The sequence below is a fragment of the Pandoraea sp. ISTKB genome (assembly GCF_001721285.1).
GTDB lineage: Bacteria > Pseudomonadota > Gammaproteobacteria > Burkholderiales > Burkholderiaceae > Pandoraea > Pandoraea capi.
Genome location: NZ_MAOS01000061.1, coordinates 19,648 through 45,376, shown reverse-complemented (window position 1 = coordinate 45,376; position 25,729 = coordinate 19,648). Strand labels below are relative to the sequence as shown.

Sequence of the window (25,729 nt, the reverse complement as noted above, 5' to 3'; positions counted from 1 at the left end):
CGCACATCTCATATTTCCACTAATCGGAATAAACCCATGCAGATTCATGGGTTTCGGCCAGACAACGAGCGCTCCAAACTGAGGGCTCGATCCTGTCATTTCCGAATATTGAAAATATGTCGTCTTTTCCTTCTCCTCAATCCGGTGCATTGGAAACTGCTACCGCGCCTGCATCGCAAGGCGATGAGAAACAGACGGGACTTCTCACCGGGCTCGGGTTGACGGCATGGCTGGAGTTCTACACGTTCGATGCCGTCAATCTCGTGCTGCCCGACATGGCGGGCTCGTTTGGCGTATCGCAGGATGAAGCCAGCTGGCTCCTGATTACCTTCAGCACATCGTTGTTTATGGGCGTGGCCGTTTCCATCTGGCTCGCCCGCCACATCGGCTATTTGCGCTACATCCTGGGCAGTATCGTCGTGTTTGCGGTGGCGTCGCTGGGATGTGCGTTCGCCACCGATTTCGGCAGCATGCTGCTATGGCGTGCGGTGTCAGGATTTGCCGGTGCTGGTCTTGCGATGTGGTGGCGAGGTAGCGTCTATCTACTGATTCCTCGCCCGCGACGCAGCGTCTCGATGATGCGCATCTCCATGATGATCTATCTGTCGACGGCGCTGGGATTGCTGGTGAGCGGGTATGTCACCGATCAATACACGTGGCGGCTGCTTTTCGTGCCGAATATCGTCGTCGCCGTGGCCGCCATCTGGCTGCTCACACGACACTTCCCGAAGGTTGTCCGTCCCACTGACATACGCTCCCGGGGAATCGACGCGCCCGGACTTCTCCTGCTCGGCGTAGCGCTCATCTGTGCACAAGTCATGATGAGTCGGGGGCAGGCGAAAGACTGGTTCGGCTCGTCGGAGATTCGGGGACTGGCATGGGCGGGAATATCGGCACTCATCCTGTTCGTGGGATGGCAACGACATCATCGCAACGACAGGCGGCTGCATCGTCTTGAGCTGCTTCGACACCGCGATGTCATGGCCTCCGTTGTGCTCGGGGTCCTTGCCGGTATCATCGTGTCAGGCAGCACGTATGCGCTGCCGGAATTCCTGCGCACGGTTTATTCCCCCCGTCTCGATGCCACCCACACAGGGCGTGTTCTCTGCGTCTATGCGCTGACGGCTGCGGCCATTCGGCCACTGGTCACACGTTCGGTCGCCAAGTTCGGGCCACGAAAGGTGCTCGCTTTCGCGTTTGTTCTTTTGACGATATCCATGTCGGTGATGTCACATCTGATCACGACCACCACGCCGTATGGATATTTCGCGTTACCGCTAATCCTGTATGCCTTCTGTCTGTCACCGGTCTTGTCGGCACTCGCCAGCGGCACGGTGGCCCGATTGCCGCAAGAGGTACAGCTCGATGCGGTCGCGGTGTACATGACGTTCCGACAATTCGGCATGTCGCTGGGCGTGACCTTCGTGACCGTCGTATTGGCGTGGCGGGAACAATTGCATTCGAGCCGGTTGTTCGACTTCCTTTACGCAACGTCTCTGCAAGTCAATGAATGGATGGCATCCGCGACGGCGATGCTGATTCAGCGAGGGGTATCGGAGACGCAGGCGCGCAGTATGGCGCAAGCGCTATTGGCAGAAACAGCGATCAGGCAGGCGAGAACGCTCGCCTATGCCGATGCCTTTATGTTCATGGCGGCGGTCGGGCTGTTGGCGTTGTGCTTCGTTCCACTGATGGCGCCTGCACAGGTTACGAAAAAGGCGCGCCATCAAACGACTAATGGATAAGCAATGAGTGAAACAAAACGGGTATTGGTCATCATGGGCAGCACGCGCGCAGGCCGGAACTGCCCGACGATCGCACAGTGGGTCGTCGATGTCGGCCAGTCGTGCACGGATTTTGCGTATGAGATCGTAGACCTCAGCGCGTGGCATCTTCCGCTTGACGACGAGCCGGGATTGCCCGCGACCGGAGCGCCCTATGCGCAGCCGCACACGCGCGCATGGAGTGAGAAAATTTCCGCCTGCGACGCCGTGATTTTCGTCACTCCCCAATACAACTGGGGCTATCCGGCCGCGCTGAAGAATGCGATCGACCACCTGTATGACGAATGGCGAGAGAAGCCGACGGTCATCGTGACATATGGCGGACATGGCGGAACGAAGTGCGCCAGTCAACTGCGAGAGGTCGCCCAGGCGCTAAAGATGCGCGTTGTGGCGACTGCGCCGTCAATCACCCTGTCGGACGATGTCATCCGTCACGGCGGCACCTTGCATCCGGCAACAGATTTCGCAGACGTGGAGTCCAGCGTCGAACAAGCGATGATCGAACTGGCAAACCTGATGCAGTGAGCCGCCGCGCGAGATCCTATTAGACAAACGAAAAACGCCCCGATGGGGCGCTCCGTAAATGCTTGTACTGCAAGGGTTTTCTGGTCGGAGCGATAGGATTCGAACCTACGACCCTCTGATCCCAAATCAGACCCCAAAGAACCGCGCCGCCGTTTAATGGTGAGGCATTCGGGCTTCCAGCGTCTAACAAAACGCTCAAAGATTAAGCACGGCAGCATACAGGTTTGCGGGCAGTAGCAGTCTAGATATTAGACACCCCGCGGCAGGGGACTCGAATCCCAGCACAATCCTTATAGGATGCGGCCTTCAACAGGAACGCTGGCACAATGCTGGCACCTGCTCAATATGCTAGCCTTTGCGTTGGAGAACAGGGCGTGACCAAAGTGTCCTTGAAAACTTCGATTAACGTATACAACGATGAGCATCCATACCGAGGGCTGGGCCGCAATCGGTGCGACCGCAACAGCCATTATCAGCATCATCTCGACCGCTTACTTCGCACGAAAAAGACATAGTCAGGTGCTCGAACATGCGGCGAACCAGCTCGAGCAAGCAGCCGCCTCTTTGAACGTGCAGCGCTTGTCCACAGTTCGTACGGCAGCCACATTCATCGCCGACAAGCGGCAGAAGTGGATAGACGAGCTGAGATCAGATATTGCGTGCCACCTCGCCGAGTCGCAAGAATACTTATGGAAATGGGATGCCGCGCGAGAAGAGTGGGCAACGTTACATCAAGGTACCGTTCCGCCGGAACAACTCGCGGAAGAGGAGAATAAGCGTCTAACTAAACTTTCGGAAACAACCGGTGCTATCGATCGGTCGCACCAAGAGCGGCATCACCGTCTGCGTTTTCGCCTCAACCCGAGTGAAAAAGACCACCTACATCTGCGCAACATTTTGGACGAGATCCGACAGATTTTCAAAGACACACAGGCGGCTAAAAACCGCGAGTTGGCGATTGCACTGATCAAACGTCTGAGTAAATTAGTGTCAGAAGCAGACACTCTGACAAATAAAATTTTGAAAACCGAGTGGGAACGCGTGAAACAAGAGGCGGCGTATCCAGAGGAAATGATCGCAAAAATACCTCCTCCTGCCTAAACCCCGTATCTTCCACGTTATAGACACTCTTCCCTGCTACGCACTTTACTTAAACGGGCCGTATGCTGTCGAAGATTTCAATCCCTTAGACCCATGCTGAACAAAACCCGCACGGTGTAAGCCCGTGCGGGTTTTTTCGTTTAAGTCAATCCATCGATTCGCACAGCGATACATTGCACGATTGCCCAATATCGATCACGCCGCTTCCCTTAGCGCGTTGCCTCCGTCGCGGCTCGATACTTGGGAGCAGCGACATGCCACATCGGTCAATCGCAAATCCAGTCAGCCGTCGTAATCGTAAGGCTTGACGGTTACCATCGAGTGATTTTCCGTGCTTGCCTCCGGGAATAGCAACTCTGACCGCCTCCCTGGTATGCGTACGCGATCCCGCGTGGGACATTAATCTTGCCCGCGCCGGCGCTTCGAATTCGCTTCATATGCAGCCCCTGTGATAGGACCCGCATAATACTCTTCCTCTAAAAACTTCAAAACCTTGCGTAACTGCCTCGGAGCTTCTGGAATCAGCAACTTTTGTCGACCGTCGTCATTCACACACTCAAGATCGACGTTAAATTCCGCTGCTTTCGCAACAAGCTGCTCCGGCGGGCACTGCTCCAAAACTCCAGAGTCAACGATATACGCAAGCCGCGTCCTGACCCATTGCCCGGAACGGTTCTTCAGCGCATCCAGATTTTCAACGCTGACGTTCTCTAGCCGCGCGAATTTGTCGACATCCGCCTCAGTCGCCGCACGGTAATAGGCGCCGATATCGAAAATTTGCTTCAACCACCACATGCTCTTAAAACGCAATGCATTATTTTGGTATACAGCATGACACGCGTTGGCAAGCATCAGCCCTGGCTCTTCCAGTTTAGAAAATACGTTGCCTCGTAGGATGATGTTGATCGCGCTGGTATTAAGTCGTTGAGCTTTGTTGATGACTTGAAAAATGACCCTGTCGCTCACATCGTCGTGAGCAAAAACACAGTACACCCGGGAAAGCACATCAGCATCATTAGGAAGCACCGGCCATCCGATAGCATTTTCTATTGGATCGAAAATCAAATCTGGTAGATCAAACGGTTTAATCTCTAAAATTTCGGAGTCATCTGGTTGGAAATTTTCTCTCTCAAACGGAACGGCAACAAGATCAGGATTCAGCAGCGGCTCGGAATGGAGCGCGAACATCTCATCAAGTCGGCCCTGTAGGTCTTGCTGCAACTCGAGCCGATACACCGCATGTGGATGTCCACCCACAAGAGCAAAAAAATCCATAAATCCCCCGATTTACGATAGGTCGAGCATTAGATGCCTCGATAGTCGTCCGACCTTCTTTACGACGCGCACGTCTGTTATGTCATTTCTCGACAAGAGCAAATATGATACGCCAGATGTACACTTTACTTCGTAAAAATGATAGCCCAAGAGGCTTAGCACGGGATTGAACGTGAATGCGTTGGACGTCGAGAGCACCAAGGCAAGAAGAGCCAGAACGAAGCCTTGCGCGAGCAAGCTGATGTCTGTTGCCGGTGCAACGAGCGGAAATAGGTAGGTGACGATGTACGCGACCACCTCGTTATCCACGGCTTTCAACTCCTCGACTGTGAATGTTACTTTCGTCAGTTTTTTTCCACTAACGCGCAGTAGCACAGCACATCCGATCGCCAAAAAGATCGATATCGAAATCGTGAATAATTGATCTCGGTTAAATCCATTGCGACTGTAGTCGGCAATAGCCCATGTTAAGGCCACTGGTGAAAGGGCCGTCAACGCTAAAAGAAATTTGGCGAAACCGCTCAGCATTGAGCCTCCGATGATTGCGCTCGTGCACCTTGATAAGCGTGTAACCAGGGCTTCCCCGCACGCCGCTGGCAAGATACGGCAAGCCGACAAAGAAATGCAAGGGAGAACGCTTCTTTAACCTCCCCAGCAAAGCTTGAGTTTACTCATTATACTGTGTTTTTATACAGTATCCATGATAGCTTACCTCCCTCACAAGCACCACGAGGGAGGCCGCTATGCGAGACCCACACACCACGAGATTCGTTGTAATCCCCTTCCGTAAAGGGGCTGGCGGTGATGACCTGTCCGTGAAATTTCGTACCAATCAAATCTAGAGATAATGACTCCTCAGCTCAGACGAGGAGTTGGTATGAAGAAAAGTCGGTACAACGACGAACAGATCGTGCGGATACTGCGTGAAGCGGATCGGGATACGGTGCCTGAAGTGGCCAAGCGCAATGGCGTGAGCGAGGCGTCGATTTACGCTTGGCGCAAGCGCTTTGGTGAGATGGTCAGCGATGACGTCAAGCGCCTCAAGACGCTTGAGGCCGAGAACGCACGGCTCAAGAAGATGGTGGCCGAGCGTGATCTTGAGATCGAGGTCATGCGGGAGATCGGTGCAAAAAAGTGGTGAGCGCGCAGGTTCGCTGCGAGCAAGCCCGCTTTGCGATGGAGCGTGGTTTGAGCCAACGGCGAGCGTGTGCGCTCATGCAGGTCAGCCGATCAAGCTTGAGCTACACGCTCAAGATGCCGTGTAAAAACACACCGGTGATCGAGGCGATGCGAACGTTGTCGGGGCAATTCCCGCGCTTCGGTTCGCGCCGCATCCGAGTGTTGCTGGGACGCGAAGGTATTGTCGTCGGTCGTGATCGGTGCGCCTCGCTCTGGGCGCAGGCGGGCCTGCAAGTACCAAAGAAAAGGCGTAGACGCCGAGTGGCTGGCAGTCGGCCAAGACCTCATGCGCCGGCAGCTCGCAACTCGGTGTGGTGCTATGACTTCGTATTCGACGCCAGTGCGAATGGCCAGCAGGTCAAATGCTTGACGGTGGTCGACGAATTTACGCGGGAGTGCCTGGCGATTGATGTGGCGGGATCGATTCGCTCAAGTCGAGTCGTCGATGTGCTGAGCCGGTTAATCAGCGTGCATGGCGCACCGCTTTATCTCCGCTCAGACAATGGGCCGGAGTTTGTCAGCATGGCGTTGCTCAAATGGGCTGTGCAGGAGAACATCGAGACAGCGCTCATTGATCCGGGCAAGCCGTGGCAAAACGGCACCAACGAAAGCTTCAACGGAAAATTCCGTGATGAATGTTTGGCGATGGAGTGGTTTCGCAACCGAATTGAAGCGAAGATCGTGATCGAAGACTGGCGCACTCACTACAACGAAGTGCGCCCGCATTCGAGTTTGCAGTACCAAACCCCGGCCGAATTTCGTCGGGCTAGCGAATGTAGTTCAACCACTGGGGCCGTGAATCTCTAGACACCGGTGGTACGAAAAAATCCGTCAAGTCAAGCAACAAGAAGCGCGACCTCCATCCTCTGGAGAAGGCATTCGGCTACCAGCGACTGGCACGCTTCAGATGGGATAACACCCGCATCGCAGAAGGCGACCACGTGTCGCCCCAGTGGGTCGGCAAGATGCTCGTCCTAGCAGGCGCAAACACGGACATTCATCGCATCGTGTTTGCCGGGAAGGCCTCCGCGTCAGTCGCAGCCGATGCCGTCCGCCAGCATGGCGAACAAGCGGGTGCGTTTCTGTCCGGCGAATTGCAGAAGGCCACGGCCAGCGTAAAGAAGAAGGTCATCGCAGGCTCGATCAAGGGCCACGCGTATCCGCGCAAGGTCGTCAGCACGTACGTCGAGCGCGTCGGCTCCTTCGTGTCTCAGTTGCCGGAAGCTCAGCGTCACGCAATCGCGAACAGCGAAACTGACTTTCAGGTGGAGGTCAGCGCGAAGGCACTCCGCGAACTGCTCACCGCTCACTCGGATATCAGCGCCGCAGGTATCCAGCAGACCACTCAGTGTTTGGACAGCGCCGAACTTGTACCGTCGCTTGACCGAGGCGGACATTAGCCAAGTGCAGAAACGATGCGCAGTCTTGATGTGGTGAGCAACTCGCGCGTTCCCTCCCCTTGCCCTGACCAATATTGGCGCGCCGTCTCTTCCACTCGCGGCAAGAATGGTTGCTCCGGATGTGCGCGATAAGCCGCCGATACGAGATCGAAGATTCCGATATGTCTTGGCGCTTCAGGATTTTCCAGCTCGACTTCATAGAGCATGCACACGTTTCCGCCCAGCGCCCCTCGTTGAGCCAATGCGTCTGACCGGGAGAGAAACGCAAAAGACGATTCGAAGCGGCTTGGCTTGGCTCCGAAATGCTTAATCCGCTCCAGCTCTAACGTTTGTTCCGCAGCGACCTTCCAGGCACTCCCAACATTCGCGTCGGCCATATAGAGCCGCATGATGCGCCCGTAATTACCCGGCTCAATCAGACTGCCCACCCCCAGCTTCGTACTGCATAGGTGAAAGAAATTTTCGGCATTTCCCGACGACATCACGCTCTCCTCAATGTTTCAGAAATCCTATCATGAGCCTCTACGAACCCCGCCCTGAAGGGCTGAATACACAGCCAGCGCCGCCGTCCGTTGTGGAGACGATTGCCGAAGACAGCAACCATAACCCGCCGCCGCCATACGCCAAACCAGCGCCGCCGCCGCCGCCGCCGGCCACCGTGGCGCTAGTACCGGTATGCCGCGAGTTCCCAACCTGCTGCCGCCCGCAACTGAACGCAGCGAGGTTGGATTCGTCGATGGGTGGAATTCCTGCATTGGCGAATTTCTTCGCCTGAACGGGATTTCGAGCAGGGCCAAATCATGAGCACCCGTACCTGGCGCAAGGGACCGCCTCCGCATGTGGGGTGGTGGAACGCAAGTCGCGTGCGAAACGAAAGAACCTGGAGGTGGTGGAACGGCCGCGTCTGGTCGTTAGATGCTTACGCAATTTCGCGGGTTGAATACGCAACGACTCAGGCAAGACGCATGGCGTTTGATCAGATCGAAATCAAGTGGACCAACTACTGGCCCGAGAACGCACGCGTGCCGCGCGTAGATCCGAATGAGGTGAAATCGTGAGCCATGTTGAGCGCCGCTGTGGCAACTGCGCGCACGGAACATTCCCGAGGACACCAACAGGCCGGATCAGGCGGAACGTCGACAGTAAATGTTCGGTGACGCTCGACCTCTGGCTCTCAATCGTCCGACGCATCGAAGGCATCCCGTGTATCGGTCGGCCGAGATCCGCACAGACCTTGGTTTCTCCTCTCAGCCCCGCTGGCTCGTGTCCTCGGTGGCAAAAAGCCCCGAGACAAAGCGCCGCCCCCAGAAAAGAACGCTTGAAGCGCTGCGCCGCCAGCCGTGACGGCGACTGCTCGCACGATCAGTGCCCACAGAACCGCGATGGTGAGCCCGCCAAATCGGGCCGTCATTGCCCTCTCGATACCGGAGTCGACCCATGAGCAGAAGCGGATACAGCGACGATTGCGAAGGCCTTGGACTCTACCGCGGTCGCGTGGCCTCAGCCATTCGTGGCAAACGTGGTCAGCAGGCGCTTCGCGAACTGGCTGATGCCTTGGATGCAATGCCCGAGAAGGTGTTGGCGGCCGACTCACTCATCAACGTCGATGGCGAGTTCTGCACGCTGGGCGTTTTGGGGAATGCGCGTGGCCTGAACATGACTCCGCTAGACCCCGAAGACCCTGACGCTGTTGCGAAAGCATTCAACATCGCGCCGGCGATGGCCCGCGAGATCGTCTACGAGAACGACGAATCCCTCTACCCGTGGGACTGGGTTGAAGTCGAGGTTTGCGGACCGCTGCGCCGGTGTGACCGCCGGATGATCACCGTGCGCGTAGACATCGACCCCGAACTGCTGGCGCGGGCGCGCTGGCAACACATGCGCAAGTGGGTGACCGACAACCTGCGGCACGGCGCCCCGAGCAAGGAGAACCTGAATGCCTGACAACAAGACCGTGACGTTTGAAGCAAAAAATAGCGTGAACTAGCGAAGTTCGAAGATCATCGGCTTCAAAAACACGAAGCCCTGCTCCACCGGTCCCCCGTTCGTTTTGACTTGGCAACGCATGCGATCGAGAGTGTCGAGGGCTGCGACGTCAAGCATCTCGTGTCCAGATGATTCGACCAGTGTCGTTCTTTGTACTTGGCCGTTAGCGTTCATCACTATGCGCACTTTTGCCGTGCCTTCAAATTGAAGCTGCCTTGCGGCCTCGGGATACCCATGCGCAGGAATTGTGCATCTGAGCCGAATTTCCGCGGCGCCTTTGCCCAGAACGATGCTGAAGTTTTCGTCCTGTGTACTCGCGCGGCTTCCAGCTCGTTCCGCATCAGTACGTTCTCCTCTGGAATGCGCATTAGGGGACTGAGGCGACGCGGCGGTGAGCGACTGCTCCTCCACGGCCACCGCATTCTCACGCACCCGACCTGTTTCGCACCCGGCAAGACAGACAAGAACAATAGCCCCCCCACGTGTAATCGACCACTTACTCAAGTGATTTCTCCTTTTTTATTAGGAGGGCATCCTAGCATGAGCCCCTACGAACCCCGCCTTGAAGCGCTGAATATCCGGCCAGCCTCACCGTCTGTGGTGAAGACGCTGAACATCAAGACCGTGACTTTTGATGCGGAAACGCAGCAGGTGGTGCCGAAAGTGCCAACCGAGAAAATGATCAAAGCTGCACAGGCTGACCACTAGGGCGAGCTGTATCTACCTTGCTCGCTGTACACCTCGATGCTCGCCGCCGCCCCCACGCCAGCCGCACAGAGCGCAGGGCAAGAGGCGGTGGGACTGCGACTGCCGAGCGAGTCAATCCCCGCCGAGCATGAAGTGTCCGAACAGTTCGCTGACGGCTTCAATACGTGCCTATCCATCGTAAAGACCTTGAACGCCGCGCCCGTGAGTGGCAACGAAGTCCGCTATTTCCGCCAGCCGTCAAGCTGCGGGCGATGGCACGAATGCACGCGTATCGATGACGGCGCTGTTGCGTTCGTGCGCGCCGCCATCACGTCTCACGCGAGAATGACGTAGGACGAAAGGTGGACCAATGCTTGCTGCCAACCGGCCTCATGTAGCAGTTGTGATCATGCTGAAACTGGCCCGTAGGTCAGAAACATGGGAAAAAGCGTTGCTGACAAGATACTGCAACTTCGACCGATAAAGCAGTTCGTATTCCAGGGGAGTCATATCCCCGCGTGCGCAAAACTCCCTCGCCCTACGGAACTCTTCTTCAAACGGCGGAAACGTCTCTGGACCGGCAATGCAGCGTTCAACAGCAACACGAAGGAAGTGTAGTTTATCTCTCATCGAAAGGAACGCAGTGATCCCTTCGCCAGATCGAAGTTCGTGAACAGGGGCACTATCAAATGCTCCGATCAGCCTGTCAAAAATAGAACAGTGATACCAAGACGCCAGCTCAATTTCAGGATCACTCGATTGAACTCGCTCGCCAGCCTCTTCAACGCGAGCCATTGCCGCTGCGGCAATCGCTATGATGGCCCTTCTCCGGCCCTCATTCGCTTGATCCAGTTGATACCGAATACCCCAGCCGGCGGCAATGATTGCCAAAATTGATCCAACCGCCTGAACCCACGATGCCCAATCGGAGGCAGTTAGGCAAAACGTCGAGCGCGTTGCGATGACTCCACAGATCACTAAAGTGCCCGCGACATACGCCCAAAGCCCGACAGGTACCCCGCACCACGATTTCATTCGATTTCCTCAAAAAAACTAGCGGAATTCCGCGTACTGAGCCGTCGCGCCCCCCCCCGCCACTCATCCACGCGTTGCCTGAGCGGCGGTAATCGAACAACCGCCCAAGCTCGTGTTCCGTGATCTGTAAGTACGCGTGATCGGCTTTAAGCCGAAAGAAGCTCGTGAAAGCGCGGTCACTACTTTTTTGGCAACTGTTCGATCTGATAGCAAACCGAGTTCTTTGCATCCAACTGAGCCATCCCAAAAGACGGGGATCCACGATTCCCAGAGCTGTTTCTCGCGTCTGTCCCTTCAATTGAGTAAAACCAACTCCATCGGTCGTTCGCCAATTCCGAAAAGTGGATTCTGGCCACGTACCCGCGATGCTCAAATATTTCAATTTTCACAAATTATCTCCGATTTTTTTCGGAATCCTAACATAAGACAGAACGAGATCATTCTGGGCGACTGCCGCGACACCATGCGCATGCTGATCGCCGAGGGCGTCAGGGTGCAATGCATCGTCACGAGCCCGCCCTATTGGGGGCTGCGTGACTACGGGGTTGATGGGCAGCTTGGCCTCGAGCCGACTCTGTCCGAGTTTCTGGCGAACATGGTCGAGGTGTTCGACCTGTGCCGCGAGTTGCTGACCGACGACGGCACGCTGTGGCTAAACATGGGCGATGCTTACGCCGGGTCGTGGGGCGCTCTGGGACGACCGCAGGGGGGCAGGTCAAATGAGTGAACGCAGCGTTCCGAGTGCCCGCCAGATCGGCGCGAGTCCCCGCTTTGGCTCAGGCACAGGAACACGTGGCCGTGAGTTGGGGTTAAAGCCGAAGGACTTGATGGGCCAGCCTTGGCGGATCGCATTCGCTCTGCAGGACGCAGGCTGGTGGCTTCGTCAGGACATCATCTGGCACAAGCCGAACCCGATGCCCGAAAGCATCCGCGATCGCTGCACCAAGGCGCACGAATACCTGTTCTTGATGACCAAGAGCAAGCGGTACTTTTACGACTTCGACGCGATCAAGGAACCGGCCACGTACGGTCCCACACCGAGCGGGGTTGGTTTCGGGCACGGATATGACTGCGAGGAACGTGTCGAGCAGCGTGGCCGCATTCGTGTCCCTGGAAACGTGAATCCGCCGAAGGGGCAAGCCGCGTATGAAGCGGGCGACGACCGTCACCGCATCAAGGCAGGCCTCCAGGCATACGCGCACAAAGCTTGTGAGTCGGTAAAACGCGGTGACTTCGACGGAAAGACGAACGCTCTGGAAGGTCGAGAAGCTTTCCGAGCCATCACCGAAATGCGAAACAAGCGAAGTGTCTGTACGATTGCGACAACGCCGTATAAGGGCGCCCACTTCGCGACCTTCCCAGAAGCGCTGGTCGAGCCGTGCGTGCTCGCCGGCAGCCGGCCGGGCGACATCGTGTTCGATCCGTTCATGGGTAGCGGTACCGTCGCGCAGGTGGCCAGCCGACTCGGCCGGCATTACCTCGGATGCGAACTGAATCCCGAGTACTTCGCCCTACAACGCGATCGCACTCGACAGCCGGGTTTGCAACTGGAAACAGTATGACCACCCACCCGGCCACGGCCGAAGCACTGAAAGAGATTCTGCGGGTTACCGCGAGAGATTGGGAAATTCTGACGTAAGCGCCGCCGGCGCTCGATTGGATAGCGGGGACGCCCTTGTTAGCGCGTCCCCGTTTGCATTTTGAAGCGCGGGCGACCGCAAGTGATTGGGGATTAGGATGAACAGCCGATTGATCAGCGACGAAGATCTTGTTGAGATCACGGGAAAGAAACGCTGCTCGACACAGGTCGCATGGTTTAAGCAGCAATTCGGGATCGACGTCGTAACGCGCGCCAACGGTCACATCATCATGACCTGGGCAACGTTCGAAGCGCTCAGCGCGAAGAAAGCAGGTGTCCTTTCGTCATCAGCGCCGCCAGCACGGCCGACGCTCCACTCAGCAAGGCGAGCAGTATGAACGCGAGACGCAGACAGCGCCCCGATGGCCTTCCGAGCCGGGTCTGCGTGAAGCACGGCAGCTTCTACTGGTTCAAGCCGGGCACGAACCGGTGGGTGAAGCTGTGCAGAGTCGCAGACGGCGAGACGACGATGCTGGAGCGCCTCAGCAACGAAAGGCGAAAAGCAGAGTCAGCGAGCGGCTCAGGAAACATTCCCACGCTCGTCGATCAATATGTCGACCTTCACAAGAAGAAGCATAAGGAGAAAGCTTGGCCGCACTACGGGACATATGTGAAAGCCGCGTTCCGAGACCTCGACGCAGACCAGGTGGACACCGCTTACGTCGTCGACTTTCTGACTTCGAACTGGGAAGAGAAACTGCCGATGCAGCGGGTAATGCGGGCATTCCTGTCGGGGTTCTTTTCATGGTGCATTGTCAAACGCAACATGACGCAGAACCCATGTAGAGAAGTGAGGTTGAAGAAACCGAAGACACGGGGGATCTACATTCCCGACGATCACTTCATTGCGATTCGAGATGCGCTGATGAAAGGCAAGAACGGTCGACCACTGCGATCGGGGGAGATCATTCAGTGCTTCGTCGATCTCTGCTATCTGACAATGCAGCGCTCAACGGATGTGCGCAATTTGCGCTGGTCAGACGTAGACCGCGATGCGAAAGTGATCCACTTCCTCCCGTCGAAAACTGAAGACTCGACTGGAGAAGCCGTGGATTGGCCGATCACTGCGGAAATCGATGCCGTCTTGGAGCGGGCCAGAGCCTTCGGCAAGGTGAAAGGCACCCATGTTATTCATTCACTAAGTGGCAAGCCCTACAAGGCCACTACGGTGCGTAGCGCATGGGACAGAGCATGCGATCGGGCCGGTCTGGAAAACGTCGTCTATACCATCAAGGACATCCGCGCAAAGGCCATAACGGACGCAGACGGTGCCGGATATACAATGGAACAACTGCGAGTTGCAGCGGCACATTCCGACGTAAAGACGACGGAAATTTATGTGAAGTCGCGGTTGATCCCAACCAGCGTCGTAAAAATAAAAATTCCGAAAGCTGGATGAAATCACCAGCACTGTATGAGTACTGGATATTAGACGCAGTTAGACGGGATGTTAGACAAACGAAAAACGCCCCGATGGGGCGCTCCGTAAATGCTTGTACTGCAAGGTTTTTTTGGTCGGAGCGATAGGATTCGAACCTACGACCCTCTGATCCCAAATCAGATGCGCTACCAGGCTGCGCTACGCTCCGACGAAAGAGGACGCATTTTAGAGGGTTCTTTGCGCCGCGTCAAATCGTCGCGCAGATTCCGAGCATTTTCCCGATATCGGCTGCACAATCATCGGGCACCACTCGCCCTGCCGACGGTCACGCCGCCGCCACGAAAACCCGCCATAGTGGGAGGTTCACCATGTCAGAACCCGTGTCGATGAACCTGATTCTCTGGCGTCACGCCGACGCCGAAAACCTGCCCGCCACCCTCGCCCTCAGCGCGCAGGCCGATCTCGCCCGCGAACTCACCGAACGTGGCCGCAAACAGGCCGAAAAGGCCGCACAGTGGCTTCGCCCCCGCCTGCCCGACGACGCCGTCATCCTCTCCAGCCCCGCCGTCCGCGCCGTCCAGACCGCCCAGGCCCTTACCCCCGCCCCACGCATCGTGCGCGACCTCGCCCCCGGCGCCAACGCCGTCGCCCTGCTCGGCGCCATCGACTGGCCCGGTACCGCCCAGACCGTCGTGCTCGTCGGACATCAACCCGCCCTGGGTCAACTCGCCGCCCTCCTGCTCAGCGGCCAGGAAGCCTACTGGACCGTCAAGAAAGGCGGCATCTGGTGGCTCGCCTCCCGCCGTCGCGAAGACGAGAGTCAGGTCGTGGTGCGCGCCGTCGTCAATCCCGATCTCATCTGACAAGATTTCATCGCCGCATCAGCGCCCCGCCGAAAAGCCGGAAATGCCGGGAAAGCCCCGCCGTTCGGGCAATGTAAGCCTTCGTATTAAGGAGTTGCCTCATGACAACGGGCGTTTTGTCATAGAATTGTCGCCTACCGTTCACGGAATCGACATTGATGCTTTTTAAAGTACGTCGCAACGCGACCGTCACAAAAAGGGCTTTTATGCGCGACCTGCCGAACCCCACCATGCCGCTCTCTTCGCTGACCCCCACGTCGCGGAGGCGTCTTCCTCGCCCTGAAACGCCTGTCAAACCGAATCTGGCTGTGGCGTGGGCACGCGACGAAAGCGAGCTTCGTGAAGCGCAACACCTGAGATATCAGGTCTTCGCCGAAGAAATGGGCGCGTCGGTCAAAGGTCCCGCAGGCCTCGACGTCGACGAATACGACCAATACTGCGACCACCTGATCGTGCGCGATCAGGACTCGCTCAAGGTCGTCGGCACCTATCGCGTATTGCCCCCTTCCCAAGCCAAGCGCCTCGGCCGTCTGTACTCCGAAGGAGAATTCGACCTCTCGCGTCTCGACCATCTCCGTCCGAAGATGCTCGAAACCGGCCGCTCGTGCGTGCACACCGACTACCGCAACGGCGCCGTCATCATGGCACTGTGGAGCGGTCTGGCCGAGTACATGCTGCGTAACGGCCTGGAAACCATGCTCGGTTGCGCCAGCGTGCCGATGGCCGACGGCGGTCACTATGCGGCCAGCCTCTATCGCAAGCTGCAAGACACCTCCATGGCGCCGTCCGAGTACCACGCCGTGCCCCGCATCGCCCTGCCGGTGGACGAACTGCAATCGACGCTCGACGTCGAGCCGCCCGCACTCGTCAAGGGCTACCTGCGCCTCGGCGCCCGCATCTGCGGCGCACCGGCCTGGGACCCCGACTTCAACACCGCAGACTTCCTCACGCTGTTCCGTCTGTCCGACATGAATCCGCGCTACGCGCGCCACTTCCTCGGCCCGGACCTCGTAAGCAAACTCCAACAAGCCTGACAGGCAACCATCCCCCCCCCAAGTATTCAGTCCCGCGGTCATACCAACAGGGACAAAAAAAGCCCGGCAAATGCCGGGCTTTTTGTTTCGAACCACCGTCTTGCAGTAACGCTCGTCAGCGCATCAGGCGTACACCACCTTGTAGCGCATGCCGATCTTCTCCCACTCCTGCGCCTCACGCTGCAAGCTGTAGTCGGTGAGCGGGTTGGCGTCGATCCACTGACGCGGCACCGACACCTGAAAGCCGTCGGCAAGGCGCTCGACGTCGATACTGTCGGGCAAGGCATCCGTGCGACGACGACAGAACAGCACCGCCAGTCGCAGGCAGAACAGCAGTTGCCAGTCGACCTGCTGCGCCTGCGACGCCAGCTTGCCCAATTTGCCGACATGTCCCAGCAGCAACTCCGCCAGACGCGCCTGATCGGGGCGCGAAAAGCCCGGCATATCGGCATTGCTGCCGATGTAGGCCGAGTGCTTGTGGTACGCGCTGTGTGAAATCGACAGCCCCATCTCGTGCAGCGACGAGGCCCAGTTGAGCAATGCCTCGCCTTCCTCGCGTCCGTCGTCCTGCTCGTCGTCCGACGATCCGCCCGCCGCCACGTCGACCGGCAATTGACGATACAACGAAATCGCCAGACGCCCGACCCGCTCGGCCTGCGCGCGATCGACGCCGTAACGGCGCACGAACTGCTCGACCGTCACCGCCCGCATGTCCTGATGCTGCGTGCGGCCCAGCAGGTCGTACATCACGCCCAGACGCAGTGCAGCGTCGGTCGTCTCCATATGGTCGACTTCGAGTTCGTTGAAGACGGACAACATGATCGACAGACCACCCGGCAGCACCGGAATACGGTCCTGCTTGAGCCCGGCCAGCTTGAGACGGTTTGCGTTCTCCGCCTTGATCAGCGCGCGCTTGAGGCGTTCGAGCCCGCCGCGCGTGAGACCATGCACGCCGCCATCGTTAAAGCCGTTGGCTTCGAGCAGTTCGGCCAGTGCACGCGCCGTGCCGGACGAGCCGATCGCCTGCGACCAGCCCGCTTCGCGATAGGTTGCCGAAATGATCTGAATTTCCCGACGCGCCGCCAGTTCGGCCTGCTTCATCGCGTATTCGTCGACATTGCCGCTGGGGAAGAACAGACGGCTGTGACTCACGCAGCCGATGTACAGGCTCTCCATGATCAACGGCTCGTAGTCCTGCCCAATGATGAATTCCGTCGAGCCGCCGCCGATGTCCACCACGAGACGATTGCCCGGGCACGTGGGCACCGAATGCGCCGCGCCCGCATAGATCAGACGCGCTTCTTCGCGTCCGGCAATCACTTCGATGGGAAAGCCCAGCGCGCGCTGCGCTTCGCCGAGAAAGTCCTGTGCGTTCTTGGCGACCCGCAATGTGTTCGTGGCGACCGCGCGCACCTGATCGGGATGGAAGCCGCGCAGGCGTTCCCCGAAGCGCTTGAGCACGTCCCAGCCGCGTTGCTGCGACGGATGATCGAGATACTTCTCAGCGTTCAGGCCAGCCGCCAGTCGAACCGGCTCGCGCAGCGCATCGACCTGATAGATTTGCGTGCCGGCGGACGTTTCCTCCACGCGGCCGATGATCAGGCGAAAACTGTTCGAGCCGAGATCGACGGCCGCTAACAAGGGCGATGGGGTACTCATGTGGGGGTGCGCCTGAGCGAAGAATGTCGAATTACCCGATGCATAACTTTAAAAGCATGACGAGCACTCGACAAATAAATGACGAATAAGTTACAAATCGAATATGACACGTCGTTGACAAATGTGAATGTCATATAACTGTAACAATACGGATGAAGAATTCACGCCAATCCCATGTCTTTCGCACGTTCAATATGAATTACCCGTTGCTCAACCGTGAGCTCGGCATTCTTGCGTTCAACGAACGCGTGCTTGCCCAGGCGGCCGATCCGGCCACGCCCTTGCTGGAGCGCCTGCGCTTCGTCTGTATCGTGAGTAGCAATCTGGATGAATTCTTCGAGATCCGCGTCGCCGGGCTGAAGGAGCAGATGCGCGAGAATCCGGGCATGCTCACGCCCGACGGCATGACTTTTCAGCAAGTTTACACGCAAGTCTGCGCACGGGCACAGGCACTCGTCGAAAAGCAGTATGCAATGTTCGACAGCCTCCTTCCCTTGATGGAAGCCGAAGGCATCGCCTTTCACCCGTCCGGCAGCTGGAACGACGCCCAGGTGGAATGGGCGCGCGACTATTTCATGCGCGAACTCGTGCCCGTGCTCACGCCCATCGGGCTGGACCCGGCACACCCGTTCCCCCGCGTGCTCAACAAGAGCCTGAACTTCGCCGTCGAGCTCGAAGGCAAGGACGCTTTCGGCCGCGACGCCGAACTCGCCATCGTTCAGGCCCCGCGCGCCCTGCCCCGTCTGGTGCCGATGCCGCCGGCGCTCGCCCCGCTGCCCAACAGCTTCGTGCTGCTCAGCTCGCTCATGCTGCGCTTTTCGAGCGAACTGTTCCCGGGGCTTACCGCCAAAGGCTGTCATCAGTTCCGCGTCACGCGTAACAGCGATCTGTTCGTCGACGAGGACGAAATCACCAATCTGCGTACTGCGCTGCAAGGCGAACTCCCGGCGCGTCACCTCGGCGACGCCGTGCGTCTCGAAGTCGACGCCGGCGCCCCGGCACGCCTCGTGCGGCGCCTCCAGACGGAGTGCGGCCTGACCGACTCGGATTGCTATCGCGTCAAGGGCCCGGTCAATCTGGTGCGTCTGATGCCGTTGCCGGAAATGGTCGACCGCCCTGACCTGAAATTCGTGCCGTTCGTGCCGGCGCTGCCCAAGCGCATGAGTGCGTCGCCTGCGATGTTCGATCTCATCGATCAGGGCGATCTGCTGCTGCATCATCCGTACGACAGCTTCCAGCCCGTACTAGAACTGCTGCTGCAAGCCGCGCGCGACCCCGATGTCGTCGCCATCAAGCAGACCATCTACCGCACCGGCAACGAATCCGCGCTGATGGACGCGCTCATGGAAGCGGCGCGCAACGGCAAGGAAGTCACCGTCGTGGTGGAACTGCTCGCGCGCTTCGACGAAGAGACGAACATCAACTGGGCCGCTCGTCTCGAAGCCGTCGGGGCGCACGTCGTCTACGGCGTGGTCGGCCATAAGTGCCACGCCAAGATGCTGCTCGTGGTGCGCCGCACCCGCCAGGGCAAGAAGACGCACCTCAAGCGCTATGTTCACCTCGGCACGGGCAACTACCACCCGCGCACCGCGCGTCTGTACACGGACTTCGGCCTGATGACCGCCGACGAAGCGCTGTGCGCCGACGTGCATGTCGTCTTTCAGCAACTCACGGGCATCGGCCGTCAGACCCATCTGAACGGCCTCTGGCAGTCGCCGTTCACGATGCACTCGCACCTGCTCGAAGCGATTCGCCGCGAGACGGAAGCGGCGGCAGCCGGCAAGAAGGCCCGCATCATCGCGAAGATGAATGCGCTGCTCGAACCGACGATCATTGCCGAGCTTTACAAGGCGTCGCGCGCCGGCGTGAAGATCGATCTGATCGTGCGCGGCGTATGCTCGTTGCGCGCGGGCGTGAAGGGTTTGTCCGAGAACATCACCGTGCGCTCGATCGTCGGGCGCTTCCTCGAACACCATCGCATCTACTATTTCTATGCGAACGGTGACGAGCACGTCATGCTCTCGAGTGCCGACTGGATGGAGCGCAACTTCTTCCGGCGTGTGGAAGTGGCGTTCCCGGTGCGCGACAAGCGCCTGAAAATGCGCGTGATTCGCGAGGGACTGATGGTGCATCTGCGCGATAACACGCTGTCGTGGCTGATGCGCCCAGACGGCAGCTACATGCGCCGTAAGCCGGGCAAGACGCCCTACAACAGCCAGATGGTGCTGATGCAGGAGATCGCACAGCACGTGCAGACGGGCAATTGAGCGGGCGCCTGCCATAGACACTGGCGGCGCAACGAGAAAGGGAGCGGAGGGTAATCGCTCCCTTTTTTATTGCCCGTTGCGCCGTCCCGCCAGCCCTCACCATCAAAAAAAGGCGCTCGACCGTCAGATCGAGCGCCTTCTCTACGACTGGCTCTGCGGAATTTAGTCGTTCACCGACACCTGCGACGGCGTATCGACCGGCGCCCGATGCACCACGCGCGTCGGCGGGAAATGGATGGCGAACGTGCTGCCGCGCCCTTCCTCGCTCGTCACGCGCAAATCCGCCTGGTGACGCGTGAGCACGTGCTTGACGATGGCCAGCCCCAGACCGGTGCCGCCGGTATCGCGGGAACGGCTGCGATCGATGCGATAGAAACGCTCGGTCAGGCGCGGGATGTGCTCGGCCGGAATGCCCAGACCGGAGTCGATCACGGCAAACCGCGCGCCGCCGTCGCTCGTCGGCCCCCATTCGATACGGATCTTGCCGCCCTGCGGCGTATAACGCACGGCGTTGCTCACGAGGTTGCTGAAGGCGCTGTGCAACTCGCCCTCGGCGCCGCGCAGATCGACGCCTTCGGCGCCCGTCACTTCGATCACATGCTGCCCCTGCGAGAGCCCTTCCGCGTCGCCGCGCAGGGAGCGCATCTGCATGCCCATGTCGATCCGGTCGTCAGACGGCGGCTTGCCGCTGCCTTCGAGCTTCGCCAGCGTGAGCAGATCGTTCACGATGTTCTGCATACGCCCGGCCTGCTGACGCATGATCTCGACGTAGCGCTGGATCTCGTCCGGCGACAGCGGCAGCTCGCCAACGGTTTCCAGAAAGCCTGACAGCACCGTGAGCGGCGTCTTGAGTTCATGCGAGACGTTGGCCACGAAATCGCGGCGCATCGCGTCGGTGCGCTCGAGATCGGTGACGTCCAGCGAGATGATCAGCTTGCGGTTGTCGCCATACGGGAACACCTGCATCGACAGCACGTTGTTGCGCTTCTCGCCCATGTGATGCATGAGCAGCGCCTCGTCGTAGCGTTCGGAGGACAGGTAGTGCACGAAGGCCGGTGTGCGCAGGAGATGGGTGATCTGTTGACGCAGATCGCGCTTGGCGTCGATGCCGAAATGCGTCTCGGCGATCGCGTTGCACCACTCGATCTGATTTTGTTCGTCGAGCATGATCACGCCGTTGGGCGATGCCTGGATCGCCTGAATGAAGCGTGCGTGCTGTTGTTCCACCTGCTTGACCTGGTTATGCCAGCGTTTGGCCAGCTTGTGCAGCCGGTAGTAGATTTCGCCCCACAACCCGATGGCGCTCGGCACTTCGCCGTAGACCGGCGCCTCGAGCAGGCGCCATAAGCGCTGGGCGTGATACACGTTGAAGCAGAGCTGTATCACCAGCAGGACGATCGCGGTGACGTAGCCTGCGCTCGCGCCGAATATCCAGCCGATGGCCACCGAAATGGCGGCTTGCAGGATCAGGAACGCCAGCGCACGGGCCCAGATGATATTCATAGACGATGCACAGAAATATTGCCGCTCGTCACCCGGCGGGTGGGAGCGGCATTGGCTCGGCAGGTGTCGACTGGGCGCGACTCGTGGGAGTTCAGACCGACTTCGTCAGACGATAGCCGCTGCCGCGTACGGTCTCGATCATAGCATCGTGCCCGGCCGGCTTGAGCGCGGCGCGAAGGCGCTTGATATGGACGTCCACCGTACGCTCTTCGACGAATACGTGATCGCCCCACACCTGATCGAGCAACTGCGAGCGGCTGTGCACGCGCTCCGGATGCGTCATGAAGAAGTGCAGCAGACGGAATTCCGTCGGGCCGAGATCGAGCTTGATGTCGCCGCTCGACTGGTGGCTCGTCACGCGATGCGTGGCCGGGTCCAGCTTCAGGCCGTTCACGCTCACCACGTCCTCGGTCAGCTGCGGCGCGCGACGGCGCAGCACTGCCTTGATACGCGCCATCAGTTCCTTCGGCGAGAACGGCTTGGTGACGTAGTCATCTGCACCGATCTCCAGGCCCATCACCTTGTCCTGCTCCTCGCTGCGTGCGGTGAGCATGATGATCGGCACGTGCTTGGTGCGCTCGTTCGCGCGCAGCTCACGCGCGAACGTCACGCCCGACTTGCCCGGCAACATCCAGTCGAGCAGAACGAGATCCGGCAGGACGTCGCTGATCAACGTGAGCGCCTGCTCCGCGTTGTACGCCCGGATCGGATAGTGACCCGCGTGTTGCAGATTAACGGAGATCAGCTCGGAAATCGCCGGCTCGTCTTCCACGATCAGAATGCTGCTAGGCATCGGTTCCCTCTCAAACCTTCAGTAATGTCAGGCGTCTTTTGCCTTATCGGTCTTACTCGCCCTGCACTTTGCGCTGCAAGTCTTCGCGCGAAATGTGCCGGACGTCGGTGCCTTTGACAATGTAAATGATGAATTCGGCGATGTTCTTCGCATGGTCGCCGATACGCTCGATGGCCTTGGCGATGAACAGGAAGTCGAGGCCTGCGGAGATGGTCCGCGGGTCTTCCATCATGTACGTCACCAATTTTCGCACGAAGCCGCGAAATTCATTGTCGATGGCCTTGTCGTCGCGCACGATCTCGGCGGCGGCCACGATATCCAGACGCGCAAACGCGTCGAGCGTGCGGCGCAGCAATTGTGCAGCCATGTCGCCCGAGAGCTTGATTTCGGCGAAATTCACGCTCTGCGCAGCGCCGTCTTCCAGCAGGTGACGGGTACGCTTGGCGATCTTTTCGGCTTCGTCGCCGGCACGCTCGAGGTTCGTGATGGTCTTCGAGATCGAGAGCAGCAGACGCAGGTCGCGCGCGGTCGGCTGACGGCGGGCGATGATCTTGCTGCACTCTTCGTCGATCTCGACTTCCAACGTGTTCAGACGATGCTCGTTGGCGATCACTTCGTCGACCAGCGTGCGGTCGAACGTGTTCAGGCCCTGCATCGCCGTGACGATCTGGGACTCGACCACGCCGCCCATTTCGAGGACGCGCGAGCAAACCTGATTCAGGTCGGAATCGAACTGGCTGGAAAGGTGTTTATCGTTCATGTCGCGGGTTTCCTCGTGGCATCAACCGAAACGGCCGGTGATGTAGTCTTCGGTCTCTTTACGGTCCGGCTTGATGAAGATCTTCTCGGTCTCGCCGAATTCGATCAGCTCGCCCAGGTACATGTAGGCGGTGAAGTCCGAGCAACGCGCAGCCTGCTGCATGTTGTGGGTCACGATCACCACCGTGTAATCGTCCTTGAGTTCAGCGATCAGCTCTTCGATGCGGCCAGTGGAAATCGGGTCGAGCGCCGAGCACGGTTCGTCGAGCAGCAGGACTTCCGGACGAATCGCGATACCGCGCGCGATGCACAGACGCTGTTGCTGACCGCCCGACAGGCCGTAGCCCGACTGTTGCAGCTTGTCCTTGACTTCGCTCCACAGCGCCGCCTTGGTCAGCGCCCACTCCACGCGGTCATCCATTTCCGAGCGCGAGAGCTTTTCGAACAGACGCACGCCGAAAGCGATGTTGTCGTAAATCGACATCGGGAACGGCGTCGGCTTCTGGAATACCATGCCGACCTTCGCGCGCAGCAGCGCGATGTCCTGCTTGGCGGTGAGCAGGTTCTCACCATCCATGTTGATCTCGCCCTCGGCGCGTTGCTCCGGATACAGGGCGTACATCTTGTTGAACGTGCGCAGCAGCGTCGACTTGCCGCAACCCGACGGGCCGATGAAGGCCGTCACCTTACGGTCGGGAATGCGCAGGTTGATGTTCTTGAGCGCGTGGTACTTGTCGTAGAAGAAGTTCAGGTTCTTGACTTCAATCTTCGAGGGCAGCTTGATTTCTTGCGTCGGGTTCGTCATGGTCTGTCTCAACCTTCAGGTATGCGTTTAACTTGGCGTTATGTCGCGCGGCGCCGTGTGGCTTTGCCTTTACTTCTTGGCAAACAGCGTGCGCGCCAGAATGTTCAGGAACAGCACCCCGAGGGTGATGATGAATACGCCCGCCCAGGCAAGCGACTGCCACTCGGCAAACGGGCTCATGGCAAATTTGAAGATGGTGACCGGCAGGTTGGCCATCGGCTGGTTCAGGTTCAGCGACCAGAACTGGTTCGAGAGCGCCGTGAACAGCAGCGGCGCCGTCTCACCCGCGATACGCGCCACCGCCAGCAGCACGCCCGTCACGATCCCGGCAATGGACGCCTTCAACGTGATCTTCACGATGATTCGCCACTTCGGCGTGCCCAGCGCGAACGCCGCTTCACGCAGGTTGTTCGGTACCAGCTTGAGCATGTTCTCCGTGGTACGGATCACGATGGGGATCTGCAACAGCGCGAGCGAGATGATGCCCGCCCATGCCGAGAAGTGACCCATCTGCGCCACGACCAGCGCGTAGACGAACAGACCGATCACGATCGACGGCGCCGAGAGCAGAATGTCGTTGATGAATCGCGTGATGCTCGCGAGCCACGACTTCTGACCGTACTCCGCCAGATACACACCGGCCAGAATACCCAGCGGCGTGCCGACCAGCGTGGCCACACCGACCATCACCAGACTGCCGGCGATGGCGTTGGCCAGACCGCCGCCTGCCGTGTTCGGCGGCGGGGTCATTTCGGTGAACAGCGACAGCGACAGGCCGCCGATGCCCAGCGAGAGCGTGGTGTAGAGAATCCACAGCAACCAGATCAGACCGAAAGCCATGGCCGCGAGCGACATGGCGATCGCGAACATGTTCTTGCGGCGGCGATACGCCTGCAGACGCACGCGGGTAAAGGCGTCGGTGGGCTTCACGGCAGGCGTTTCCAATTCGAGCGCTTGTTGGGTCATCATTATTTACCTTCGCTTTTCTCGAGGCGCAGCAGCATGAACTTGGACAGCGCCAGCACCACAAAGGTGATGAAGAACAGGATCAGGCCGAGTTCCATCAGGGCCGCCGTATGCAGGCCCGGACCGGCTTCGGCGAATTCGTTCGCGAGTGCCGAGGTGATGCTGTTACCCGGCGAAAACAGCGAGATGTTGTCGAGCAGGTTCGTGTTACCGATCACGAATGTGACGGCCATCGTCTCGCCGAGCGCACGGCCGAGGCCCAGCATGATGCCGCCGATGACGCCCGTCTTCGTGAAGGGCAACACCACGCGCCACATCACTTCCCAGGTCGTGCAGCCGATACCGTAGGCCGACTCCTTGAGCAGCACGGGCGTGACTTCGAACACGTCGCGCATGACCGAGGCGATGTAGGGAATGATCATGATCGCGAGGATCACGCCGGCGGGCAGGATACCGATGCCGAGCGGCGGGCCCTGGAACAGTGCGCCGATGATCGGCACGTTGCCGAGCAGCGCGCCCAGCGGCTTCTGGAAGTACTGGCTGAAGATCGGGGCGAAGACCAGCAGGCCCCACATCCCGTAGACGATACTCGGAATGGCGGCGAGCAGCTCGATGGCGGTGCCGAGCGGACGGCGCAGCCACACGGGCGAGAGTTCAGTCAAAAACAGGGCGATGCCGAAGCTCACCGGCACCGCAATGATCAGGGCGATGACCGACGTGACGATCGTGCCGTAGATGGGCACGAGCGCGCCGAATTGTTCTGCGGGAGGATCCCATTCCTTCGTCCACAGAAAGGCGAAGCCAAACTTCTCGATCGACGGCAGCGCGCTGATGATCAGCGACACAATGATGCCACCGAGCAACAGCAGTGTAATGAGGGCGGCGGCGCGGGTGAGCAGCGCGAAGAGCACGTCGCCAACGGAAGACGGAGCGCGCTGTGCGCCTGGTGTTGCGAGGGGGCTGGTGGCTTCTGCCATGATGTCGTCTCAGCGTGAGCGCGCCGCCAGCCGTTGCCAGATCATGCTTCGGGCTTCGGAACAGGCGGCGCGGGTGTTGCCGGTATCAAAGCACCTGACAACGCGGCATCG

27 protein-coding genes and 1 tRNA gene are annotated in these 25,729 nt (G+C 58.9%); 15 read left to right on the top strand and 13 right to left on the bottom strand.

The features are described from left to right. The first annotated feature begins 116 nt into the window (after positions 1-116). The 3 genes from A9762_RS21980 to A9762_RS21965 all read left to right on the top strand — a co-directional run bounded on the left by A9762_RS21980 (position 117) and on the right by A9762_RS21965 (position 3,410). Positions 117-1,745, top strand: coding sequence for an MFS transporter (locus A9762_RS21980; RefSeq protein ID WP_069344120.1), 1,629 nt, complete (start codon positions 117-119; stop codon positions 1,743-1,745). Positions 1,746-1,748: 3 nt separating this feature from the next. Beyond that, positions 1,749-2,309 carry an NADPH-dependent FMN reductase gene (locus A9762_RS21975; protein ID WP_069344119.1) on the top strand — a complete coding sequence of 187 codons (561 nt, stop codon included), beginning with the start codon at positions 1,749-1,751 and terminating at the stop codon, positions 2,307-2,309. 417 nt (positions 2,310-2,726) lie between these two features. Next, positions 2,727-3,410 carry a hypothetical protein gene (locus A9762_RS21965; protein WP_069344118.1) on the top strand — a complete coding sequence of 228 codons (684 nt, stop codon included), beginning with the start codon at positions 2,727-2,729 and terminating at the stop codon, positions 3,408-3,410. 399 nt (positions 3,411-3,809) lie between these two features. On the opposite strand, the gene A9762_RS21960 is transcribed toward A9762_RS21965, so the two are convergent. Further along, positions 3,810-4,685, bottom strand: a complete 876-nt coding sequence (locus A9762_RS21960) for a Kiwa anti-phage protein KwaB-like domain-containing protein (RefSeq protein ID WP_083254184.1) — start codon at positions 4,683-4,685, stop codon at positions 3,810-3,812. 12 nt (positions 4,686-4,697) lie between these two features. Beyond that, on the bottom strand, positions 4,698-5,213 hold the full coding sequence (locus A9762_RS21955; RefSeq protein ID WP_069344116.1) for a hypothetical protein: 516 nt from the start codon (positions 5,211-5,213) through the stop codon (positions 4,698-4,700). A 349-nt stretch (positions 5,214-5,562) separates the two neighbouring features. Here A9762_RS21955 and A9762_RS21945 point away from each other — a divergent pair. Together A9762_RS21945 and A9762_RS21940 are read left to right on the top strand one after the other, a co-directional pair. After that, a protein-coding gene (locus A9762_RS21945) for an IS3 family transposase (protein WP_139133343.1) occupies positions 5,563-6,671 on the top strand; the annotation gives its coding sequence in 2 pieces (ribosomal slippage) (positions 5,563-5,809 and positions 5,809-6,671; 1,110 coding nt in all). A 134-nt stretch (positions 6,672-6,805) separates the two neighbouring features. Beyond that, the gene (locus tag A9762_RS21940; protein WP_069344113.1) at positions 6,806-7,264 is read left to right on the top strand and encodes a hypothetical protein; all 459 of its coding nucleotides are present in this window, start codon (positions 6,806-6,808) and stop codon (positions 7,262-7,264) included. Here the strand turns inward: A9762_RS21940 and A9762_RS21935 are convergent. Further along, positions 7,261-7,746 carry a hypothetical protein gene (locus tag A9762_RS21935; RefSeq protein ID WP_069344112.1) on the bottom strand — a complete coding sequence of 162 codons (486 nt, stop codon included), beginning with the start codon at positions 7,744-7,746 and terminating at the stop codon, positions 7,261-7,263. The genes A9762_RS21940 and A9762_RS21935 overlap by 4 nt on opposite strands. A gap of 32 nt (positions 7,747-7,778) precedes the next feature. Here A9762_RS21935 and A9762_RS28700 point away from each other — a divergent pair, with 32 nt between their 5' ends. Together A9762_RS28700 and A9762_RS21930 are read left to right on the top strand one after the other, a co-directional pair. Continuing rightward, a complete protein-coding gene (locus A9762_RS28700; RefSeq protein ID WP_139133342.1) occupies positions 7,779-8,039 on the top strand; it encodes a hypothetical protein in 261 nt (86 codons plus the stop codon). Positions 8,040-8,701: 662 nt separating this feature from the next. Next, the gene (locus A9762_RS21930; RefSeq protein WP_069344111.1) at positions 8,702-9,208 is read left to right on the top strand and encodes a hypothetical protein; all 507 of its coding nucleotides are present in this window, start codon (positions 8,702-8,704) and stop codon (positions 9,206-9,208) included. A 39-nt stretch (positions 9,209-9,247) separates the two neighbouring features. On the opposite strand, the gene A9762_RS28265 is transcribed toward A9762_RS21930, so the two are convergent. After that, the gene (locus tag A9762_RS28265; RefSeq protein ID WP_083254183.1) at positions 9,248-9,754 is read right to left on the bottom strand and encodes an energy transducer TonB; all 507 of its coding nucleotides are present in this window, start codon (positions 9,752-9,754) and stop codon (positions 9,248-9,250) included. Between the two features lie 36 nt (positions 9,755-9,790). On the opposite strand from A9762_RS28265, the gene A9762_RS28985 reads away from it, so the two are divergent. Next, positions 9,791-9,958: a hypothetical protein gene (locus A9762_RS28985; RefSeq protein WP_170836300.1), complete on the top strand. Its 168-nt coding sequence runs from the start codon at positions 9,791-9,793 to the stop codon at positions 9,956-9,958. Positions 9,959-10,327: 369 nt separating this feature from the next. On the opposite strand, the gene A9762_RS21920 is transcribed toward A9762_RS28985, so the two are convergent. Beyond that, positions 10,328-10,972 (bottom strand): hypothetical protein, encoded by a 645-nt coding sequence (locus A9762_RS21920; RefSeq protein WP_069344109.1) that lies wholly within the window; start codon positions 10,970-10,972, stop codon positions 10,328-10,330. Between the two features lie 136 nt (positions 10,973-11,108). Here A9762_RS21920 and A9762_RS29470 point away from each other — a divergent pair, with 136 nt between their 5' ends. The 4 genes from A9762_RS29470 (at position 11,109) to A9762_RS21910 (ending at position 14,010) form a co-directional block, all read left to right on the top strand. Further along, entirely contained in the window at positions 11,109-11,699 is a 591-nt protein-coding gene (locus A9762_RS29470) for a DNA methyltransferase (RefSeq protein WP_371443170.1), read from the top strand. Beyond that, on the top strand, positions 11,692-12,534 hold the full coding sequence (locus A9762_RS21915; protein ID WP_371443168.1) for a site-specific DNA-methyltransferase: 843 nt from the start codon (positions 11,692-11,694) through the stop codon (positions 12,532-12,534). Before A9762_RS29470 ends, A9762_RS21915 begins: the two co-directional genes overlap by 8 nt. A gap of 175 nt (positions 12,535-12,709) precedes the next feature. After that, on the top strand, positions 12,710-12,949 hold the full coding sequence (locus A9762_RS28260; RefSeq protein ID WP_083254182.1) for a DUF4224 domain-containing protein: 240 nt from the start codon (positions 12,710-12,712) through the stop codon (positions 12,947-12,949). Between the two features lie 47 nt (positions 12,950-12,996). Beyond that, a complete protein-coding gene (locus A9762_RS21910; protein ID WP_240493667.1) occupies positions 12,997-14,010 on the top strand; it encodes a tyrosine-type recombinase/integrase in 1,014 nt (337 codons plus the stop codon). 113 nt (positions 14,011-14,123) lie between these two features. On the opposite strand, the gene A9762_RS21905 is transcribed toward A9762_RS21910, so the two are convergent. Continuing rightward, positions 14,124-14,200: transfer RNA gene (locus A9762_RS21905), tRNA-Pro, on the bottom strand. A gap of 160 nt (positions 14,201-14,360) precedes the next feature. Between A9762_RS21905 and A9762_RS21900 the strand changes: the two genes are divergently transcribed. Continuing rightward, positions 14,361-14,855, top strand: coding sequence for a histidine phosphatase family protein (locus tag A9762_RS21900; RefSeq protein ID WP_305778319.1), 495 nt, complete (start codon positions 14,361-14,363; stop codon positions 14,853-14,855). A gap of 206 nt (positions 14,856-15,061) precedes the next feature. Continuing rightward, positions 15,062-15,889: a GNAT family N-acetyltransferase gene (locus A9762_RS21895; RefSeq protein WP_069344107.1), complete on the top strand. Its 828-nt coding sequence runs from the start codon at positions 15,062-15,064 to the stop codon at positions 15,887-15,889. A 123-nt stretch (positions 15,890-16,012) separates the two neighbouring features. Here A9762_RS21895 and ppx read toward each other — a convergent pair whose 3' ends face one another. After that, on the bottom strand, positions 16,013-17,548 hold the full coding sequence (gene ppx, locus A9762_RS21890) for an exopolyphosphatase (RefSeq protein ID WP_069344106.1): 1,536 nt from the start codon (positions 17,546-17,548) through the stop codon (positions 16,013-16,015). 152 nt (positions 17,549-17,700) lie between these two features. Between ppx and ppk1 the strand changes: the two genes are divergently transcribed. Then, on the top strand, positions 17,701-19,815 hold the full coding sequence (gene ppk1 / locus A9762_RS21885; protein ID WP_069344105.1) for a polyphosphate kinase 1: 2,115 nt from the start codon (positions 17,701-17,703) through the stop codon (positions 19,813-19,815). A 162-nt stretch (positions 19,816-19,977) separates the two neighbouring features. On the opposite strand, the gene phoR is transcribed toward ppk1, so the two are convergent. The 6 genes from phoR to pstC all read right to left on the bottom strand — a co-directional run bounded on the left by phoR (position 19,978) and on the right by pstC (position 25,618). Continuing rightward, positions 19,978-21,318, bottom strand: a complete 1,341-nt coding sequence (phoR, locus tag A9762_RS21880; protein WP_069344104.1) for a phosphate regulon sensor histidine kinase PhoR — start codon at positions 21,316-21,318, stop codon at positions 19,978-19,980. A gap of 91 nt (positions 21,319-21,409) precedes the next feature. Then, positions 21,410-22,111 carry a phosphate regulon transcriptional regulator PhoB gene (gene phoB, locus A9762_RS21875; protein WP_010805263.1) on the bottom strand — a complete coding sequence of 234 codons (702 nt, stop codon included), beginning with the start codon at positions 22,109-22,111 and terminating at the stop codon, positions 21,410-21,412. A 52-nt stretch (positions 22,112-22,163) separates the two neighbouring features. Further along, the gene (phoU, locus tag A9762_RS21870; protein ID WP_069344103.1) at positions 22,164-22,871 is read right to left on the bottom strand and encodes a phosphate signaling complex protein PhoU; all 708 of its coding nucleotides are present in this window, start codon (positions 22,869-22,871) and stop codon (positions 22,164-22,166) included. A 21-nt stretch (positions 22,872-22,892) separates the two neighbouring features. Continuing rightward, positions 22,893-23,675 (bottom strand): phosphate ABC transporter ATP-binding protein PstB, encoded by a 783-nt coding sequence (gene pstB, locus A9762_RS21865; RefSeq protein WP_039397158.1) that lies wholly within the window; start codon positions 23,673-23,675, stop codon positions 22,893-22,895. A gap of 69 nt (positions 23,676-23,744) precedes the next feature. Then, on the bottom strand, positions 23,745-24,641 hold the full coding sequence (gene pstA, locus A9762_RS21860) for a phosphate ABC transporter permease PstA (protein ID WP_039402682.1): 897 nt from the start codon (positions 24,639-24,641) through the stop codon (positions 23,745-23,747). Between the two features lie 2 nt (positions 24,642-24,643). Next, the gene (gene pstC, locus A9762_RS21855; RefSeq protein ID WP_069344102.1) at positions 24,644-25,618 is read right to left on the bottom strand and encodes a phosphate ABC transporter permease PstC; all 975 of its coding nucleotides are present in this window, start codon (positions 25,616-25,618) and stop codon (positions 24,644-24,646) included. Between the last annotated feature and the right edge of the window lie 111 nt (positions 25,619-25,729).